General features: G+C 65.7%; 15 protein-coding genes and 1 tRNA gene. 2 read left to right on the forward strand and 14 right to left on the reverse strand.

From position 1 onward, the window contains the following. Positions 1 to 46: 46 nt before the first annotated feature. The 5 genes from V4558_10370 to V4558_10390 all read right to left on the reverse strand — a co-directional run bounded on the left by V4558_10370 (position 47) and on the right by V4558_10390 (position 4,191). On the reverse strand, positions 47 to 2,461 hold the full coding sequence (locus V4558_10370; GenBank protein MES2305907.1) for a response regulator: 2,415 nt from the start codon (positions 2,459 to 2,461) through the stop codon (positions 47 to 49). A 66-nt stretch (positions 2,462 to 2,527) separates the two neighbouring features. Beyond that, positions 2,528 to 2,610, reverse strand: a tRNA-Leu gene (locus V4558_10375). Between the two features lie 47 nt (positions 2,611 to 2,657). Next, positions 2,658 to 3,140 (reverse strand): hypothetical protein, encoded by a 483-nt coding sequence (locus V4558_10380; GenBank protein MES2305908.1) that lies wholly within the window; start codon positions 3,138 to 3,140, stop codon positions 2,658 to 2,660. Beyond that, on the reverse strand, positions 3,137 to 3,649 hold the full coding sequence (locus tag V4558_10385; protein ID MES2305909.1) for a hypothetical protein: 513 nt from the start codon (positions 3,647 to 3,649) through the stop codon (positions 3,137 to 3,139). The genes V4558_10380 and V4558_10385 overlap by 4 nt, the downstream gene beginning before the upstream one ends. Continuing rightward, positions 3,646 to 4,191 (reverse strand): RNA polymerase sigma factor, encoded by a 546-nt coding sequence (locus tag V4558_10390; protein ID MES2305910.1) that lies wholly within the window; start codon positions 4,189 to 4,191, stop codon positions 3,646 to 3,648. Before V4558_10390 ends, V4558_10385 begins: the two co-directional genes overlap by 4 nt. Before the next feature lie 253 nt (positions 4,192 to 4,444). Here V4558_10390 and V4558_10395 point away from each other — a divergent pair, with 253 nt between their 5' ends. Then, a complete protein-coding gene (locus tag V4558_10395; GenBank protein ID MES2305911.1) occupies positions 4,445 to 5,143 on the forward strand; it encodes a glycerophosphodiester phosphodiesterase in 699 nt (232 codons plus the stop codon). A gap of 57 nt (positions 5,144 to 5,200) precedes the next feature. Here the strand turns inward: V4558_10395 and rpmA are convergent, their stop codons facing one another. The 3 genes from rpmA to V4558_10410 all read right to left on the reverse strand — a co-directional run bounded on the left by rpmA (position 5,201) and on the right by V4558_10410 (position 7,506). Beyond that, entirely contained in the window at positions 5,201 to 5,473 is a 273-nt protein-coding gene (gene rpmA / locus V4558_10400; protein ID MES2305912.1) for a 50S ribosomal protein L27, read from the reverse strand. An 8-nt stretch (positions 5,474 to 5,481) separates the two neighbouring features. Next, complete coding sequence (rplU, locus tag V4558_10405; GenBank protein MES2305913.1) at positions 5,482 to 5,799, reverse strand: 50S ribosomal protein L21; 318 nt, start codon at positions 5,797 to 5,799, stop codon at positions 5,482 to 5,484. Between the two features lie 78 nt (positions 5,800 to 5,877). Then, complete coding sequence (locus V4558_10410; protein ID MES2305914.1) at positions 5,878 to 7,506, reverse strand: Rne/Rng family ribonuclease; 1,629 nt, start codon at positions 7,504 to 7,506, stop codon at positions 5,878 to 5,880. A gap of 565 nt (positions 7,507 to 8,071) precedes the next feature. On the opposite strand from V4558_10410, the gene V4558_10415 reads away from it, so the two are divergent. Beyond that, a complete protein-coding gene (locus V4558_10415; GenBank protein ID MES2305915.1) occupies positions 8,072 to 9,862 on the forward strand; it encodes a leishmanolysin-related zinc metalloendopeptidase in 1,791 nt (596 codons plus the stop codon). A gap of 56 nt (positions 9,863 to 9,918) precedes the next feature. Here the strand turns inward: V4558_10415 and V4558_10420 are convergent, their stop codons facing one another. The 6 genes from V4558_10420 to V4558_10445 form a co-directional block, all read right to left on the reverse strand. Next, the gene (locus tag V4558_10420; GenBank protein ID MES2305916.1) at positions 9,919 to 11,271 is read right to left on the reverse strand and encodes an ATP-dependent DNA helicase RecQ; all 1,353 of its coding nucleotides are present in this window, start codon (positions 11,269 to 11,271) and stop codon (positions 9,919 to 9,921) included. A 72-nt stretch (positions 11,272 to 11,343) separates the two neighbouring features. Then, positions 11,344 to 11,505 carry a hypothetical protein gene (locus V4558_10425; protein ID MES2305917.1) on the reverse strand — a complete coding sequence of 54 codons (162 nt, stop codon included), beginning with the start codon at positions 11,503 to 11,505 and terminating at the stop codon, positions 11,344 to 11,346. Next, entirely contained in the window at positions 11,502 to 12,257 is a 756-nt protein-coding gene (locus V4558_10430) for an enoyl-CoA hydratase/isomerase family protein (protein MES2305918.1), read from the reverse strand. Before V4558_10430 ends, V4558_10425 begins: the two co-directional genes overlap by 4 nt. Further along, a complete protein-coding gene (locus V4558_10435; protein ID MES2305919.1) occupies positions 12,254 to 12,607 on the reverse strand; it encodes a hypothetical protein in 354 nt (117 codons plus the stop codon). Before V4558_10435 ends, V4558_10430 begins: the two co-directional genes overlap by 4 nt. Next, positions 12,607 to 13,983 carry an acyclic terpene utilization AtuA family protein gene (locus tag V4558_10440; protein ID MES2305920.1) on the reverse strand — a complete coding sequence of 459 codons (1,377 nt, stop codon included), beginning with the start codon at positions 13,981 to 13,983 and terminating at the stop codon, positions 12,607 to 12,609. Before V4558_10440 ends, V4558_10435 begins: the two co-directional genes overlap by 1 nt. Beyond that, a complete protein-coding gene (locus V4558_10445; protein MES2305921.1) occupies positions 13,980 to 16,640 on the reverse strand; it encodes a S8 family serine peptidase in 2,661 nt (886 codons plus the stop codon). The genes V4558_10440 and V4558_10445 overlap by 4 nt, the downstream gene beginning before the upstream one ends. Positions 16,641 to 16,700 lie beyond the last annotated feature (60 nt).

Raw genomic sequence — 16,700 nt, forward strand, 5'->3', positions numbered from 1 at the left:
CCCGGAGGCCACGAAGGCCCAAATATAGTGGCGGGGACGAGCGGCTTCACACGCCGGTAGTGACCGCGCCGTCGAGGAGGTCACGTACACGGCCGAGGAATTCCTCGGCCGTAAACGGCTTGGCGACGAACGCACGACCCGATTCCATTCGGGCATCGCGAATCACCTCGTCGTCGGTGTATCCCGAGATGAACAGCACCCGCAGATCCGGGTGGGTGGCGACCGCACGACGCGCGAGTTCGCCGCCGCCGATGCCAGGCATCACCATGTCGGTCACCAGCAGGGCGAACGGTGATTCGTCCCGCAGAGCCAGCTCGGCCTCTTCACCTGACTCGACCGACACAACGTCGTAGCCGGCACGGGACAACATTCGCCGCACGACGGAACGCACCGCTGGGTCATCATCGACGACCAGGATCCGTTCGGATCCACTGGCGTTCCGCGGACCGAGGCCCAGGGAGGGTTCGCGCGCGGCGGCCATCCCGACTGCCGGCAGGTACGCGTGAAACGTGGTACCCGCCGGACCCGTGTCGGCCACTACGAGGTGACCATTGGCCTGCCGGATGATTCCGAACGATGTCGAGAGACCGAGCCCGGTGCCCTTCCCCGCCGCCTTGGTCGTGAAGAACGGCTCGAAGAGATGCTCGAGCACGTGCGTCGTCATCCCGCTTCCCGTGTCGCGAATGGTTACCCGGCCCCATTCCCCGGCGGGAATGCTCGCCTGGCCGTAGTGGCGCGCCGCAGCCAGCGTCACCTGCTCGGTGAATACAGTGAGGGTCCCCCGGTCGACCATCGCGTCGCGCGCGTTGAGGATCAGATTCATCAGCGCCTGCTCAAGCAGGAGCCTGTCGACATGGACATACGGTGCGGAGGGGCCCTGCACGGCGTCGAGCGCAATTCCTTGCGGCAGGACACGTCGCGTGAGGGCGACGATTTCGCCGACGAGCGCAGGCAACGCGATTGTGGCCGGCGCGATCGGCTGCCGGCGCGAGAAGGCAAGGAGTCGGGTGGTGAGGTCGGTGCCCCTGGTGACTGCGCCGAGGACCTCGAACAGGTCGGCGCGGTGGTGCGATGACAGCTCCTCATCTTCGATCATCATCACCGTGATGCCGATGATGACTGTCAGCAGGTTGTTGAAGTCGTGGGCCACGCCAGTAGCCACCCGGCCCACCGCATCCATCTTCTGCGCGTGCCGGAACTGTTCCTCGAGCTGACGCGCCGCGGTAACGTCACGTGAGGTAATCGCGACCCCGTCCCCCACCTTGACGATCTGCTGCTTGAGGAACTGCGCTGCGCCGCCGGCGACGTCGGGTTTGATCTTGAATTCGGTCTCTACCGGGATGCCGCTGAGCATTACCGACTCGTAGGTCTCCAGAAACTCGCCCTTGCGATACACCGGGAATTCCGCGCAGAGCGACGCGCCGCGCAGCCCGTCTGGCGCCCGCATCAGAAAATCGGCGGCGCGAATATTCAGGTCGAGGATGCGGAGATCCCGCAGGGTACCGTCAGCATCGCGAATCGCTTCGAGGAGGTAGAACGAGTCGAGGCTGCCGTCGAGTGCGGCGCGGAGGAGCTCGGTGCTGCGTGCGAGCTGTGCTTCACGCTGCCGAAGCTCGGCGTTGGCGGATTCCAGTTCCTGCCGGGCACTCCGTGAGCGCTCGACCCCGAGGCCAATCACCGCGATGAGCGTCGCACCCGTGACCGCGAAGAGCGCGAGAGTCGCCGGCCAGACCCCGACTTCGTCAGGACGCGCGACTACCGACCCGACGAGGTGAAGCACATAGGCGAGTGCGACCGACCAGGCCGCGAGCAGCCACCAGCGCACCAGATTGTGGCGCAACTCTCCCTGCACCGCCCGCCAAGTTCGCTCGAGCAGGGCCAATCCGAGAAAGAGCACTCCGACGGTGGCCATCACCGACAACCTCGCCGACCAGAGGGTGCCGCCCGCCTCGATGATGCCGACCGTGTAACTGACCAGCACCGTCCAGCCACCCGAGGCCGCCGAGGCGGCCAGCATGCCACCGACGGTGAGCGAACGGACGCTCGCGGCATCGCGCGCGAGGAGAATCATTGCGAGGCCGAGCGCTCCTATCGCCGTCGCCATGACGAGCACATTGGATGGGCTGCCGGTCAGCGCCGCAACTCGCGCCGGGTCGAAGGGATGCAGCCGGGTGACCACGGCGAGCGCCGGAATCACGAAGGCGGTGATCGCGAGGAGCCCAACGACCAGGACGGCCACTCCGACGCGCGACATGCCGCGCTGTCCCAGCAACAGCCCCGCCGTTGCGAGCAGCAAGAGCTCGGCAGTGAACGGCGCCATGGCAGGGAATGTCGGAAAAGGCGAGAGGAAGAGCGGATTGTTCGTCGTCCACCCGTACAGGTTCCCGAAGGAAACCAGCAGGGCGATGGCGACGAAAATCGTCAGCCGCCTCGGCGGGATAGAGGGCACTGCGAACGGCACGACGGCTGCTTCGGCGATACAGCCCCCTCGGGGACACCAGGCCAGTCAATCGGTGGGTAGCGCGGATGCCCAAGGTGGGAGTCGAACCCACACGACCGTGAAGTCTGCGGATTTTGAGTCCGCTGCGTCTGCCATTCCGCCACTCGGGCGCGCGCCGAAGAATCGTCGGCACCGGCCGCGCGGGCAAGGGTTTAGGTCAGGGCGCGTCCGGACGCTGCTGTTGCTGGACCTCCTGCATGCGGAGGAGGAGACGGTCGCGGAGGAGCTGGAACTGGCCGCGCTGCACCGGGGTCAGAATCGGGGTGAGGTCGCGCATCTCATCGCGGAAGCTCTGCGCGTAAGCGACCCGGTTCGCCGTCAATTCGTCCACGTACGCGCCCACGCTGTCGCTGTTTGCTGCGACACCGGGACGAAGCTGCAAGTTCAGCGATTGCCGGAGTCGCCGTTCGTCGCCTTCGAGCGCGCGGCGACGCGTCGCCCAGGTCACCACGACCCGTTGCATCCGGACGGCGGTCTCGTCGCTCAGGCCGAGTTCGGCTTGCATCCGGCGGGCAAACTGCTCCTCGATTCGTCCGCGGAGGAGGGCCGCGCGCGCCCCCGGTTTCTGCGCTGCGGCAGGCACTGCGAGTACGAATCCGAGGGCGCTGAACAGCACCAATCGACGAAGTCGGGTCATCATCCTCCCTCCAGATCCCGGAGTACCAGCTCCAGTTGCATCTCGTTCAAGTCGCCGAGCCGGGGAAGCCGCATCGGGGAGACCGATTCATCAGGAAGATCGCCGTCCGAGAGGACCCGTTCGAGTTCTGCCTCGCTCAGCCGATCAAGTTCGGGCAGAATTGCACTTGCCTCGGGGACCGGCGGTATCGTCGGCGCGCGAGGACGAGGCCGCCCGCTACCGAAAAGCAACGCCACACTCGCGGCGGCGGCTAGCAGGCCGAGCCCACTTCGCCACGGCAACCGACGGGGACGGGCTTCCGGCGTCGCGCGGACCCTGGCCAGCAGGCTCCGGGAAATCGCGGCCGCATCCACGGAGAGCCCCGAGTGGAGCGAGGTGCCTGTATCGATCACCCGCCACGACGCGGCGCAGTCCGCACACGATGCGAGATGGCTCGCCTCGGATGGGCTCCAGGCGGAGCGTCGGTGCGCCACCTCGGCCATTCGGTCCAGCAGCTCGTCGCAATCGGTCATGTGAGCAACTCCTTCAACTTCTTCACGGCGTGATGAAAGTGCACCCGGGCGGCCCCAGGCGTGGTCGAGAGGGCCAGTGCGATTTCCCCGTATTCGAGCCCCTGCTGCACCCGGAGGAGGAAGACCTCTCGCTGCAACCGTGGCAGGCCCTGCAGGCCTTTCGCCAACTGCTCTCCCACCTCCGACGCCACGAGTTCCCCTTCGGGGTCGGCGTGGTCAACCAGATCCTGATCCGCAATTTCGAGGAAGACCCGGCCTTTCCCCGCCCGGAATCGATCCTTCAGCAGGTTGCCAGCGATTCGGAAGAGCCATCCCCGAAAGGTGCCGTCCCCCCGCCACCCTTCGAGTCCGCGGAATGCCCTGAAAAAGGTGTCCTGGACCAAGTCATCAACGTCGGCGCTGCCGGCTCCGGCGGCTGCCAGGTAGCGTCCGAGCGCGGCAGCGTGCCGACGGACCAGCTGGTCGGCCGCCTGCTCGTCCCCGCGCCGCCATGCGGCAACGAGCTCCGGATCGTTCGGGAAGTCCGCTGCCACAACCGTCATCGCCCCCTAGGACGTCTGCACGCTGACAACGTTAAGGTCGGCTCGCGCCAGAGGGGCGCCGAGCCTCGCCGAATGGTATCATCCACTCGGAATGCGCGATGAAGGCGGATGCGGAATCGCGAAGCGCATGGACTCACCTGTACCGAGGCTGACCCAGCATCAACAATGTGCACAAACTGCACATCACATTATAAACATTGTTGATACGTAGTACTACCTGAAGTTATTTCAACACGCATTCACACCCTGCACAATGACTGCACACCAGTTGTCCACAGATCGCTGGCCACTCGTCATCGCCCATAGAGGTGTCTCAGGCCGCGCCCTCGAGAACAGCGTCGCCGCCTTCGAATTGGCTGTGGCGGAGCGTTGTGACGGCATTGAACTCGACGTCCATGCGACCGCCGACGGGGAGTTGGTAGTTCACCATGACCCGGTCCTGTCGACCGGCGAGGGAATCAGCACCCTCGCGCTGCCTGAGCTTCGCGAATTCCGGCTGAAGGATGGCTCCCCGATTCCGACCTTGGCCGAAGTTCTCCACATCACCGGCCGACTCCGGCTCTACATCGAAGCGAAGACCCTTCCGACCGACGTCGATGGTCGGCTGCTGGAGCTTCTGGCACGCGACCCCTTCCCCGCACGTCTGCAGGTTCATGCGTTTGATCACCGGGTCATTGGCCGGCTGGCCGCACGCCAGGGGGACCTCGCGCTGGGAGTGCTGTCGAGCAGCTACCCGCTGGATCCGGTTGGTCCTGTCCTCGCCGTAGGCGCGCGAACGCTCTGGCAGGAATGGACGATGATTGATACGGAGTTGGTCGAACGGTGTGGTGCGGCTGGCGTCACGGTCATCGCCTGGACCGTCAACGGCGCAGGAGCAGCGCGCGACCTCGCCGCCCTGGGAGTTGGCGGACTCTGTGGCAATTTCCCCGATCGGCTCAGGCGCGGGTCATGAAATGTCGAAGGGGCGCCCGAATGGGCGCCCCTCGATGCGTGCGATGAAGCCGGCTGGTTACGCCGTGGCAGTCTCAACCAGCGGATAGACAGAGACCTTCATCCGGTTCTTGTCCTTCCGCTCAAACTTCACCACGCCATCGATGTAGGTGTGAAGCGAGTCATCCTTGGCCTTGAAGACATTCTTGCCGACGTGGAACTTGGTGCCACGCTGCTTGACCAGAATGCTGCCGGCCGTGACCCGCTCGCCCCCGAAGTGCTTGACGCCGAGGTACTGCGGATTCGAATTACGACCGTTGCGGCTGGAGCCGACGCCCTTTTTATGAGCCACTTGTTACCTCAACCCAGCTGGACGTCAGTGATGCGGACTTCGGTGAACTTCTGCCGATGTCCGGTCTTCCGCCGATAGTTCTTCCGGCGCTTGAACTTGAAGACGTAGATCTTCTTTTCCTTGCCGTGCCCGACCACCTCGACGGTGACCTTGGCTCCGGCAACGGTGGGCACGCCGGCCGTGATGGAATCGCCCGTGGAGGTCAGGAGCACCTCATCGAACGTCACCACATCGCCCGCAGCCTTCTTTTCCATCAGTGGCAGGCGAAGTGTGGCGCCCATTTCGGCGCGGTACTGCTTCCCCAATGCCTTGAAAATCGCGTACATAGCGCCCTTTTGGTCCGTGTGTTACGACACGCCTAGCCATCAATTATAGGGGACTGTCACCCACCCCGCAAGTCCAAGCTACGCCACGGCATAGAGTTCGGTGACGTCGCGGCCGGCCGGGCGGGACATCAGCCGGAACTCGTCGAGCCGGAGCATCGGATCGTCCCGGACCTCAAGTTCCAGCCCCCCCTGGCGGCCCAGAGCAACCACCAGCTTGGGCTCCTCCTCCAGAAGGTAGAGCGCTACATCGGGATGGAGCCTGATCGCGAGCCGCTTTTCCTTCTGCTCGATCCCCGCCCGCTTCAGGGCCCGCTCCAGCCGCCGAGTAACTATTTCAGGTGAGAATACCCGGCCGGTCCCATGGCAGGTATTGCACTCCCGGGTCATCGAAGCCCAAAGGGAGGGTCGCACCCGCTGCCGGGTCATCTCGATCAGACCGAGCTCCGAGACCGCAAACGCACGCGTCCTCGCGCGGTCCCGGCCGAGGTGGGTCCGGAGCTCCTGGAGGACGCGGTCGCGGTTGGCCTTGGATTCCATGTCGATGAAGTCGGCCACGATGATCCCGCCGACGTCGCGGAGCCGGATCTGACGGGCAATTTCGCGCGCCGCCTCGACATTGGTCCGCAGGATCGTCTTCTCGGGGTCGCGCTTGCCAGTGTAGCGACCGGTATTCACGTCGACCGACACCAGCGCTTCCGTGGGCTGGATGATGACGTAGCCACCGGTTGGCAGGTCGACCCGCGGCTTGAAGAGATCGCGAATTTCCTCCTCGATCCGGAACAGATCGAAGAGCGGTTGCGGCTCCTGATACCAGTGCACGCGCTCGATCAGATCAGGATCGATCTGCTCGAGATACTGCATGATTTCCTGGTGCAGTTCGCGCGAATCGACCCAGAGCGCGTCCACCTTGTCGGAGAAGACGTCGCGGACAAGCGACCGGGTCAGCGAGGCCTCGCGATGCAGCAGCGCGGGGGCCTTCCTGACGTGCTGCTCCTTCCGCTTCACCTTGTTCCAGGTCCCCACCAGCGACTCGATTTCCCGACGGAAATGGTCTTCGGTGACTCCTTCGGCGACCGTACGCACGATCACTCCGCCGGCATCCTTCGGGAGCAGGCGCGACACCATCTCGCGCAGTTTCGCGCGTTGCTCGCGATTCTCGATCTTGCGGGAAATTCCGACCTTGGAGGCGTACGGCATATACACCAGAAAGCGCCCCGCCAGGGAGATCTGCGCGGTAACGCGGCAGCCCTTGGTGGAGATCGGCTCCTTGGTGATCTGGACTGGAAGAGTCTGGCCCTTCTTCAGGATTTCGGAGATATCGGGAACGGCCCGACGAGCGCCGACCTCGCGCTTGCCCCCGACGCCACGGCGTTTGGTCGCCGTCGCGGTCTCGCTGGCATCGGCCTCGGCATCGGTCGACTCGTCCTCGGACTCTTCGTCCTCGGCATCGTCGACTTCAGCGGGGTCATCGTCTTCCTCGGGCTCGAGCAAGTCGGACGCATGAAGGAAAGCGCTCTTCTCGAGCCCGATGTCTACGAATGCAGCCTGGATTCCCGGAAGGACCGCCTCGACCCGACCGAGGTAGACGTCACCGACTGACCGACGGTGGTCCGGGCGGTCGACGAGAAGCTCGACGAGCTTGTCGTCCTCGAGAATCGCCACCCGCGTCTCGCGGGGGGTACCTGAAATCAGAATTTCGCGCTTCACGGGGGTCCCTCGCGGAGGTCGAGTGCCGCGCGGCGGCACCCCCCGCGTCTCGAAGGGGCAAAGGCCGTGGCCCACGGGGGGCAACGGGGAGCCGGTTCCGGAATCGCTCCCGTCCCGCCGCGAGGCGGAGACTGAGACGCAACGCTGGCGAAAGCCCCGACCGCAGCCGGACGCGACGAGTCACTGCGGGTGCGCTCGAACGATTGGCGTCGAGAGCGCCCGGAGTCCACTCATCGTGAACCGGGGGACGGAGCTGTCGCAGGTCTGAAAGGCGCTGCGCGTGAGGAGCCGACCGAAATCGGTGGAGGACACCAAAGGTGGCACATGCAACCCGCCGGCACAGGGCCGAGGCCCTGTCGACGAGGCCGATCCACGCGGAACGGAACTGTGGTTGCATAGTCGAAATGTAGGAACCACAGTGACTTACGGCAATAGCTAGCGCTCCCGGTTACCCCGTCGGCTGAGCCTGTGGGAGGCCATGCTCACGGCTATATTTGCGATTCCGAATCCGTACCCCCACATCGGATCCTCAATGCATCGCCGTGGCAGGCCCGCCAGACCCCTGATGGTCGCTTCGTTGCTGCTGGCCCTCGGCTGTGGTGGCAGCAGCGAGACCATCGGCCCGCCGTCAGCAATCGAGATCACCGCGGGCAACAATCAGCAGTCAACGGTCGGGCAACCCCTCCCGGTCACTCCGACGGCACGCGTGCGAGACAAGGACGGCCACAACCTTTCCGCCATCACGGTCCGGTTCACCGTGGTAAGTGGTGGCGGTACCATTGCTGCCGATACAGCGATCACTGACGCGAATGGCGTCGTGGTCCTCCCGAGCTGGACCCTCGGCACCAGGAGCGGTGCGAATACCCTGAAAGTGCAAGCGTCGGGACTGACCACGAGCGTCACGGTCAACGCGACTGGCACCGCCGCGGCACCAAGCAACCTTGCTACGGTCGATCAGGTCAACTTTGCCGCGCTGGTTCAGACTCAGGTGACCGGGCAGCCCACGGTGCTCGTCACCGACGGCTTCGGCAACCCCGTTGGCGGTGTCATCGTGACCTTCAGCGTCTCGCTCAACAACGGCTCACTGACGGGCGCAGCCCCGACGACAGACGCCGCGGGCCATGCCTCGCTGGCAGGCTGGACACTGGGCTCGACTGTCGGCGTGAATCGAGTGACCGCCTCAGCAAGCGGCACCAACTCGGTGCAGTTCGAAGCGCAGGGGCTGTCCGCCGCCCCGACGATCGTTTCCACGTCACCGACGACGCAGGCTGGGATTCTTGGCGCAATGGTTCCGAGAGTCCCCCAGGTGCGGGTCACCAACTCCCTGGGGCAGATCCTGGGCGGCGTGCCGGTCCGTTTCGCCATCTCGGGTGGCGGAGACGCTACTGTGCTCGGTCCGCTGGCCGTATCGGATCCGATCACCGGCATTGCCGCTCCCACCGACTGGCGGCTGGGACCGGCGAGTACATCGAGCACCGTCATCGCAACGCTCCCCGGTTTCCCGGGGTCGAGCGTGACCTTCAACGCAACTGGCACGTTTTCGCCGTTCCTGATCGACGTCCGCTTCCTCAGCTCAGCGACACCGGCCCAACGGGACGCGTTCGCCTCGGCTGCCGCGCGCTGGATGCAGATCATCGTCGGCGACATTCCCGATGTGCCGGTGAGCCTCGCGGTGGGTACGTGTGCCACCGGGGCGTCGCCAGCAATGAACGAGACGATCGACGACGTGGTCATCTTTGCCCAGGTCACCGGTATCGATGGCGTTGGCGGCATCCTCGGATCGGCCGGGCCGTGCATCAGGCGAAGCACAGGTCTCTTCACAGCGGTCGGGTCGATGCGGTTCGACATGGCTGACCTGGTGGGACTTCAGAACACCAATCGCCTGGAGCCCGTGATCCTGCACGAGATGGCGCACGTCCTTGGGTTCGGCACGATCTGGACGGAAAAGGGCGTGCTGGTCGGCGCCGGGGGCGCTGATCCGGTCTTTACCGGGGCGGAGGCCTTGTCAGTATGGCCGAGTTTCAACCTGGGGTACGCTGGCACACCGGTTCCGGTCGAGAACCTGTTCGGCGCCGGCACCCGGGACTCGCACTGGCGCGAGAGCGTACTCGTGTCGGAGCTGATGACCGGCTTCATCGAAGCTCCCGGCGTTCCGACGCCGTTGTCGCGACTCACGATCGCGTCTTTCAAGGACCTCGGCTACTCGATTTCGTATAGCACAGCAGACGCGTACGCCGGGAATCTGATGGCGGCAATGAGAGAAGCCGGGGCTGGCGCGCGCACACCGATCAACGACATCGTCGAGAATGCGCAGTGGGAAGTCACACCGCTCGGAATCGTGCGTCGCATTCACTGACTCCGGGAAGGCATCCTACTTCGCGGGCCGGCAACCATCGCGTTGTCGGCCCGCATTCATTTCGGGCGCCGCGCCCGGCAGTAATCGCACCCGGCGCAGCGTACCACGCGCTCGCCGAACCATCCCAGCAACAGGGCGCGTCGACACCCGGCACTTCGCGCATAGGCCACCATCGCGTCGAGGCGGCGTTCGGCCTCGCGACGACGACGGCGAACCGCGCTCCAGTCGACCCGGCCTCGATCAGGCCGGAGTTCGGCCGCAAGCCGGTCCGCTGCCGCAAGGATCGACGCAGGGTGCCGGGCCCGGGTGGATGGATCGCGCCACAACTGTTCAAGGGTGCGCTCGGGCGGGAAGGTCGTCGCCAGTTGTCGCCGCGGCATCAGGGCATCATGCGGATGATGGAGGAGCAGGCACCGCGCCGAGTTGCCATCGCGCCCGGCTCGGCCGGCCTCCTGATAGTACGACTCCGGCGTCGGCGGCAGCGTCCAGTGGATCACCAACCGGACATCGGACTTGTCGATGCCCATCCCGAACGCACAGGTCGCGACGACGACCCGGATGCGCCCCGCCAGAAAGCGCTGGAGGCAATCGAGGCGCGCTTCGGAGCTCAGTCCTGCGTGATAGGGGCTCGCCACCACGCCACTCTCCTGGAGCACGCGAGCGATCCCTTCGGTGAGCCCACGGGTGGGAGCGTACACGATGACCGTGTCGCGGCTGGCGCGGACCTGGGCCACCAGTCGCGCGAGCCGGTCGTCCCGACTCACCACCGGCAACACTTCAAAGGTGAGGTTGCGTCGATCGAACGAGCCCACGATTTCGACGGCATCCACAGCGAAACCAAGTGATTGCCGAATGTCGCTGCGCACCGCCGGTGTCGCACTGCCGGTCAGCGCCACACACGGCGGGCTGCCGAGCGCAGCGCGCGCCCGACGCAGCGAACGATAGCTGGGCCGAAAGTCGTGCCCCCACTCCACAATGCAGTGCGCTTCATCGACGGCGATTCGCGCGACCCGCACCTTGCGCTGGTCGAGATCTTCGATCAGGCGCGGCAGGCGTTCCGGCGATACGTAGAGCAGCCGCAGGGTGCCGTTGGCAGCAGCGATGAGCGTCGCGGCCTGCTCCGCCGGATCGAGCGCGCTATTGAGGGCTGCCGCGGGTGCCCCTCGTCGCGCGAGCGCGCCGACCTGATCCTGCATCAGGGCGACAAGTGGCGAGATCACGAGGGTCAGGCCAGGCGTCACAAGCGCAGGCACCTGGAAGCAGATCGACTTGCCGCCGCCGGTGGGAAGCACCGCAAGCACGTCGCGGCCGGCGAGCACCGGCTCGACCACCCGCGTCTGCAAGGGGCGGAAGTCGGGGTACCCGAAGGTGTCAGAGAGAATCTGGCGGGCAGCGGCGATGGTCGACACCCGCGAACGATCTCACGAGCGATGCAGTGAACGTGGTACCTGCGACCGCGCGATGGGGCGAAAGTTCCGTGACTACTCGGTGGAGCCTGGAGTGCGGCGGCTCGCGACACGGAGAATGACGGCGAGCCCGAGTACGCCGATCGCGATCCAGGTGATGCGGCGGTCATCACGCCAGAGGGCGATCAGGGCGAGCAGGATCCCTGCCAGGGCGACCCCCGTCCGGAGCCGCTTCATCTGGTCAGGAATGCCGCGATCGCCTGCTTGAAATCCGGCGTCGCGCGGGAGAGCGCATTGACCCGAGCCCCGAGGAGAATGCCCTCGTTGAAACTGCGATCGTCGAGTGCGGTAAAGAGCTGCTTGGTGAGCGCGAAGGCCGTACTACTCTGGCCGACGAGCTGCTTCAGCAGGACCGCTGCGGCGTCTTCGAATGCGTCATCGGGCACCACCCGCGAAACGAGACCGAGCTCAAGCGCTTCCGCCGCGGACACCGTGCGGCCGGTGCTGACCAGGTCGAAGGCTCGCTTCTCCCCGACGCAACGGCGCAGCATGGTCATGACCATCGCGGGGACGAAGCCTCGGGCAATCTCGGGGTACCCGAACGAGGCAGAGGCGGTGGCGAGCACGAGATCGCAGGCAGTGGCCAGTCCGGCGCCGCCGGCGAGCGCACGCCCCTGCACGATCGCGACCGATGGCTTCGGCAACTGCCGCAGCGCCAGGAAGATTTCGCCGAGGCGGAGCGCGGCCTGCTCGTTCTCCTCAAGCGAGCGATCGGCGGAGGCGAGCAGTTCGTCGAGGTCTGCGCCAGCGCAGAAATCCTTCCCCGCCCCACGAATCACCAGCACCCGGACCCCCGCCTCCAGCTCCGCCCGCGCGATCCCCTCGGCCAGCCCATCGAGCATCGCGAGGTTCAAGGCGTTGCGCTTGTCGGCTCGGTCGAGGGTGAGCGTCAGGACCCCTTCGGTGATCGCGGAGGCGACGCCGCTCACGAGTGCAGCTCGCGGGCGCGCTTCGCGACCCGGTTGGGGACCTCGATCTCCATCCGCAACAGCGCAGTCGAGTACACCTTTCCCTGCGCATCGGTCTTGAGCGAGAGTGTCCCGCCGCCATCGAGCGCGCCGTGCAACAGGAAATTCAGTGCGTTCAGGTTGGGGAGCTCGAACCGCTCGACGCCACTGACCATTCCCTTGAAGTGTTTCGCCACGCGCTTCCGGGTGACCTGTTCCACCAGGATCGGGTAGAAGTCCTCGTCGAGGGCGATGAGGCCGACGTTGGCAGTGTCGCCCTTGTCGCCGGAGCGCGCGTGCGCGAGGTATCGAAGCTGGAGCGTCGTTGCCATCAGACCATCTCCACATGGATGAAGGGTTCGATCTTCTCGCGAGCCACCAGCGCCGGCCAGTACGCGACGATTTCCTCGACCGCCGGGCGGCCACCGGCAAAGCCAGTGACACTCGGCGGGCCCGTCAATACCAGCGGCGCGATTTCGCGCGTGAACCGCTCGACGGCTGCCCGATCCGTGCCGCGCACGCCAACTCGCAGCATCACTTCGGCGAGGTCAGGCGATGGCTTGCCCGAGAGCCGGCCGTGCGTGGAATCGACTCCCACATATTCGGTGAGAATCTGTTCGAAAGAGAGCCCTAGCGCAGTCAGTCGCTTGCGAAGAATCCGATCGGCGGCCTTGGCCTTGTCGAAGGCGTCGGGCCAGGAGTAGACCAGCGATCCGATCGCCTTGTAGCCGTAGAAGTAGGCTACCGAGACCTTCAGCATCGGTGTCCGCGGACTCCCGGTGATTCCCGACACCTTCACCCGGTCCTTCCCTCCCTGCTTCAGCCGGATCGACGTGAAGTCGACGATGCCGTCCGGCGTGATGTAATTGGCCGGGTCGCCCATTTCGTACACCAGCTGCTCGGAAACGGACGCGACGTTCACGACCCCGCCTGTTCCCGGGTGCTTGGTGACGGTGAAATTGCCATCGGGTTCGGCCTCGACCAGCGGGAAGCCGACATCTTCGAGCCGCTTCACCTTGCGCCAGTCGCGGAGCAGGTTTCCGCCGGAGCTCTGCGCCCCGCACTCGAGGATATGCCCCGCGATGGTGCCGGCGGCGATCCGATCCCAGTCGTCGGGCGACCAGCCGAACTCGTGGACCAGCGGACCGAGCGTGAGACCAGTGTCGGTCACGCGACCGGTGATCACGATATTCGCGCCGCGATCGAGTGCCTCCACGACGGGCATCATCCCGAGGTAAGCGTTCGCAGAACGGACCTGCCCCCGGACGTCACTCAGGGGCCGACCAGTATCCATATTCGCGAAAGTCTCACCTTCGGCCGTCAGGGTGTCGAGCCGATCGAGCAGATCGTCGCCGGTGACCAGGGCGATCCGGATCTTGTCACCCACGCCGAGCCGGTTGGCCGCGGCGCGCACCGCTTCGGCACAGCCGCGAGGGTTGACTCCACCGGCATTCGAGATCACCCGGATGCCTCGCGCAGCGACGTCCGGGAGAATGCGCTCCATCTGGGTCACAAAGTCGCGTGCGTAACCAGCATTCGGATCGCGCGAGCGCTGCTTCTGCAGAATCGACATCGTGACTTCGGCGAGATAGTCGAGCACGAGATAATCGATCTCGCCGCCCTGCACCTGCCGAACGGGGGCTTCAAGCCAGTCGCCCCAGAAGCCCTGCCCTGCTGCAATCACCACGCGCTCTTTGCGCTTGCTCATTTCGGGGAACCTCCATGCAACGCGATCTCGCGCGTCCAGATAGTGTCTTCGCCTTCCTGCGCGAGCACGAGGATGACCGGTGCGAACCCGGCCGGCATTTCCAGCGGCAGGGGTCCGGTGTGGAAACGTTGTTCAAGCAGTCGTCCCGCAGCGAGTGACTGGGCCGGGCGACCACCTTCATCGAGACCGATGACCTGCTCGGCGTAGAACCGGACCTTGAGGTCGAGTTGCCACGGGGAGGAATCTGCCACCGCAAAGGCAGGCGCCAGCAGAAGCACGAGGGTATCTCCCGCGAGACGGCTCGGGAGTTCCGGAGCGGCGCGGGCAAAGGCATAGTTGATCGGCGCCGACGCGAGCTTGCGGCCATTCCGATCCTGGAAGGTGAGCCCGAAGTCCGTGAAGCGGTCCCATTCCGCGCGTGGCATCTGCGCATCCACCTGCACGCGAGTCGCCCAGCGTGGAACGACCACGGCGACACGGACTGGCGCCGTCGAGGTTCGCCGCACCGCGATCGGTTGCTCGGCGCCAACGAGTCCCGCGCGCAACTTCAACGTCACCGTCGATCCGATCAGGCTTCGGGCCGCCACCCGCAACGAGTCGCCGGAACGTGTCGCTTCGAGCCGAACCGGGGCCCGTCGCACCGTGACAGTGGCGGCCGACGGCGCCAGCCTGCCCGAGGTAACCGCGACTTCATAGAGTCCGGCCTCCATATCACTGGCGCTGAGATCGAACAGGGCGGCACCATCGCCCGACCCTGCAGGGATTGATGCACCATCGCGAAACGGCATACCGCCGGGTTCGTGAAGTGCGGCGGTGACCTGCGCATCGCCCTGCAGCGTCTCGACCTCGATCTGCATCCCGCGTCCGGTGTCGGCTGGAATCAGCACGCGTGCAACGCCACCCGCCGCCACCCGGACCGGCTGTGAAACGACGCGGGCGATTGCGGGGAGCGGGACCCGCAGCACCACCGGAACCCGGCTGAGCACGCCGTAGGAGCTACCGCGAACTCCGATCTCCACGACCGCGACCTGGACACCAGGCTTCGCTGCGCCGGCATCGACGCGGACCGTGAACTCTCCGCGGCCGTTCTGCAGATCCAGTGTCGGTGGAACATTTACCCAGGGTGCTGAAGGTGTGAGCTGCAGCAGGAGAGGTCCGGATCCGTCATGTCGCCGAACGATGACGCGAGCCGTAAGTTCGTGTCCAGCGGCCTCCGCAGCCGTGCCCGCCGTGAGCCACACGGCACCGCGAGCATGCAGCGCGCCCACTTCGATGGCGAGCTGGGGCAATTCCCGCGATTGAACCAGCCACTCCCACGCGCGGGTCAGGTCCGGCGTTCCGGCACCGGCATCCGCCACCGTGGCGGCGGGCGGCAACTTGGCGCTGTTGCGGAGCGCCTGCGCAATCGTGGTCGCATTGATCGGACGACGCCCCGCAGGGAGCGAGGAGAGGAGTCGCGCAGCGAGCCCCGATGCGTACGGTGTCGCCATGCTGGTACCGCTTTCCTGCTCACCACCGATCGCGAAGTTCGGCACGGAGGAATACGCGATGCCTGGCACAACAAGATCCGGCGCGGCAATCTCGCCACCACGGCTCGAGAAGTCAGCGACCGGATCGCTCCCGGGCTCGCGCGGCTCGAACCCCTCGAAATTGCCAGGGTCAGTTGCGCCGATCGCGAGCACCCGGGAGGCACTGCCGGGAAAGCCCACCGTGCTCAGCCCGGGGCCATCGTTGCCGGCCGCGACCATCATCACGACGTCAGGGTTCGCTGCCAGGATCGAGTCGAATTGCGCATCAATCGCGGCGCGACCTTCTACCTCGTTGCCCACGCCGAACGACAGATTGACGACGAGCGGGAGACTCCGCTCCCTGGCAAAGGCGATGGCATAGCTCAGGGCGCGACGCATCGAACCAGAGACCGTGACGGCGCCTTGCGCGTCGTTGGCGATCTTGAGGCCGAGGAGCCGGGCACCAGGTGCGACGCCATCGAAACCCTTGATGCCGTAGAGGTCATGTGCCGCGGCAATTCCGGCGACATGGCTGCCATGGCTGCTGGTGTCGAAGAAGAGGTCGAGGCCGGGCACACCCGCGGAGTCGCCGAGATTGGCGACCGCCGAAACTGGCGGTGCCAGGTTGGTCGAGGTCCAGCCGAACGCTTCGCGAGCGACGCCGAAATCCCGCACGGGCCGGTCGTCGGCGAATGAGCCGTTGCCGTTCGCATCAGCGAATACCAGCCAGCCCGAACCGCCGTGCACGACGACGAGCGGCAGCGAGTCGCCGACGGTGCCGTTGCCGTTGATGTCTGCCGCTGGCGCTTCGCCCAGGCGAAGCTCATCGAGAATGCCGCCCCAGACGGTGCCGCCGTCGGCCATCGCAGCGACGCGCCCGGCCCCGAGCAACGGGTGCCCGTTGATTATCAGCGTGTCACCGTGCCGAGCGAGCGCCTGCAATGGGATCCGCCCTTCGCCGGAGAAGTCACGCAGGTCGAGAATCTTGGGCTGGCCATTCGAAGTGAGCTGCAAACCCGGAATCGATGGATCTATGCCGCTGTCCAGAATGGCGATCAGAATGCCGCGGCCGTCAAAGTCTGGATGCGCCGTTGCGAAGCGCGGGATGCCACTCGCTTTCAGTGGCATCATCCCGATCGATGCGGCCATCTCGGGTGACGTGCTACGTTGAGGTCGCTCCACCGGTGCCACCGTAGTGGCAGGCCCGCT

It is taken from the genome of Gemmatimonadota bacterium, from assembly GCA_040388535.1.
GTDB lineage: Bacteria > Gemmatimonadota > Gemmatimonadetes > Gemmatimonadales > GWC2-71-9 > Palsa-1233.

Excerpts from the sequence above, each read along its gene's own strand:
- V4558_10445 (MES2305921.1), bottom strand. The coding sequence starts at position 16,640 with ATGGCCGCATCGATCGGGATGATGCCACTGAAAGCGAGTGGCATCCCG.
- V4558_10435 (MES2305919.1), bottom strand. The coding sequence starts at position 12,607 with ATGGCAACGACGCTCCAGCTTCGATACCTCGCGCACGCGCGCTCCGGC.
- V4558_10395 (MES2305911.1), top strand. The coding sequence starts at position 4,445 with ATGACTGCACACCAGTTGTCCACAGATCGCTGGCCACTCGTCATCGCC.
- V4558_10385 (MES2305909.1), bottom strand. The coding sequence starts at position 3,649 with ATGACCGATTGCGACGAGCTGCTGGACCGAATGGCCGAGGTGGCGCAC.
- V4558_10390 (MES2305910.1), bottom strand. The coding sequence starts at position 4,191 with ATGACGGTTGTGGCAGCGGACTTCCCGAACGATCCGGAGCTCGTTGCC.
- V4558_10440 (MES2305920.1), bottom strand. The coding sequence starts at position 13,983 with ATGAGCAAGCGCAAAGAGCGCGTGGTGATTGCAGCAGGGCAGGGCTTC.
- V4558_10380 (MES2305908.1), bottom strand. The coding sequence starts at position 3,140 with ATGATGACCCGACTTCGTCGATTGGTGCTGTTCAGCGCCCTCGGATTC.
- rplU (MES2305913.1), bottom strand. The coding sequence starts at position 5,799 with ATGTACGCGATTTTCAAGGCATTGGGGAAGCAGTACCGCGCCGAAATG.
- V4558_10415 (MES2305915.1), top strand. The coding sequence starts at position 8,072 with ATGGTCGCTTCGTTGCTGCTGGCCCTCGGCTGTGGTGGCAGCAGCGAG.
- V4558_10425 (MES2305917.1), bottom strand. The coding sequence starts at position 11,505 with ATGAAGCGGCTCCGGACGGGGGTCGCCCTGGCAGGGATCCTGCTCGCC.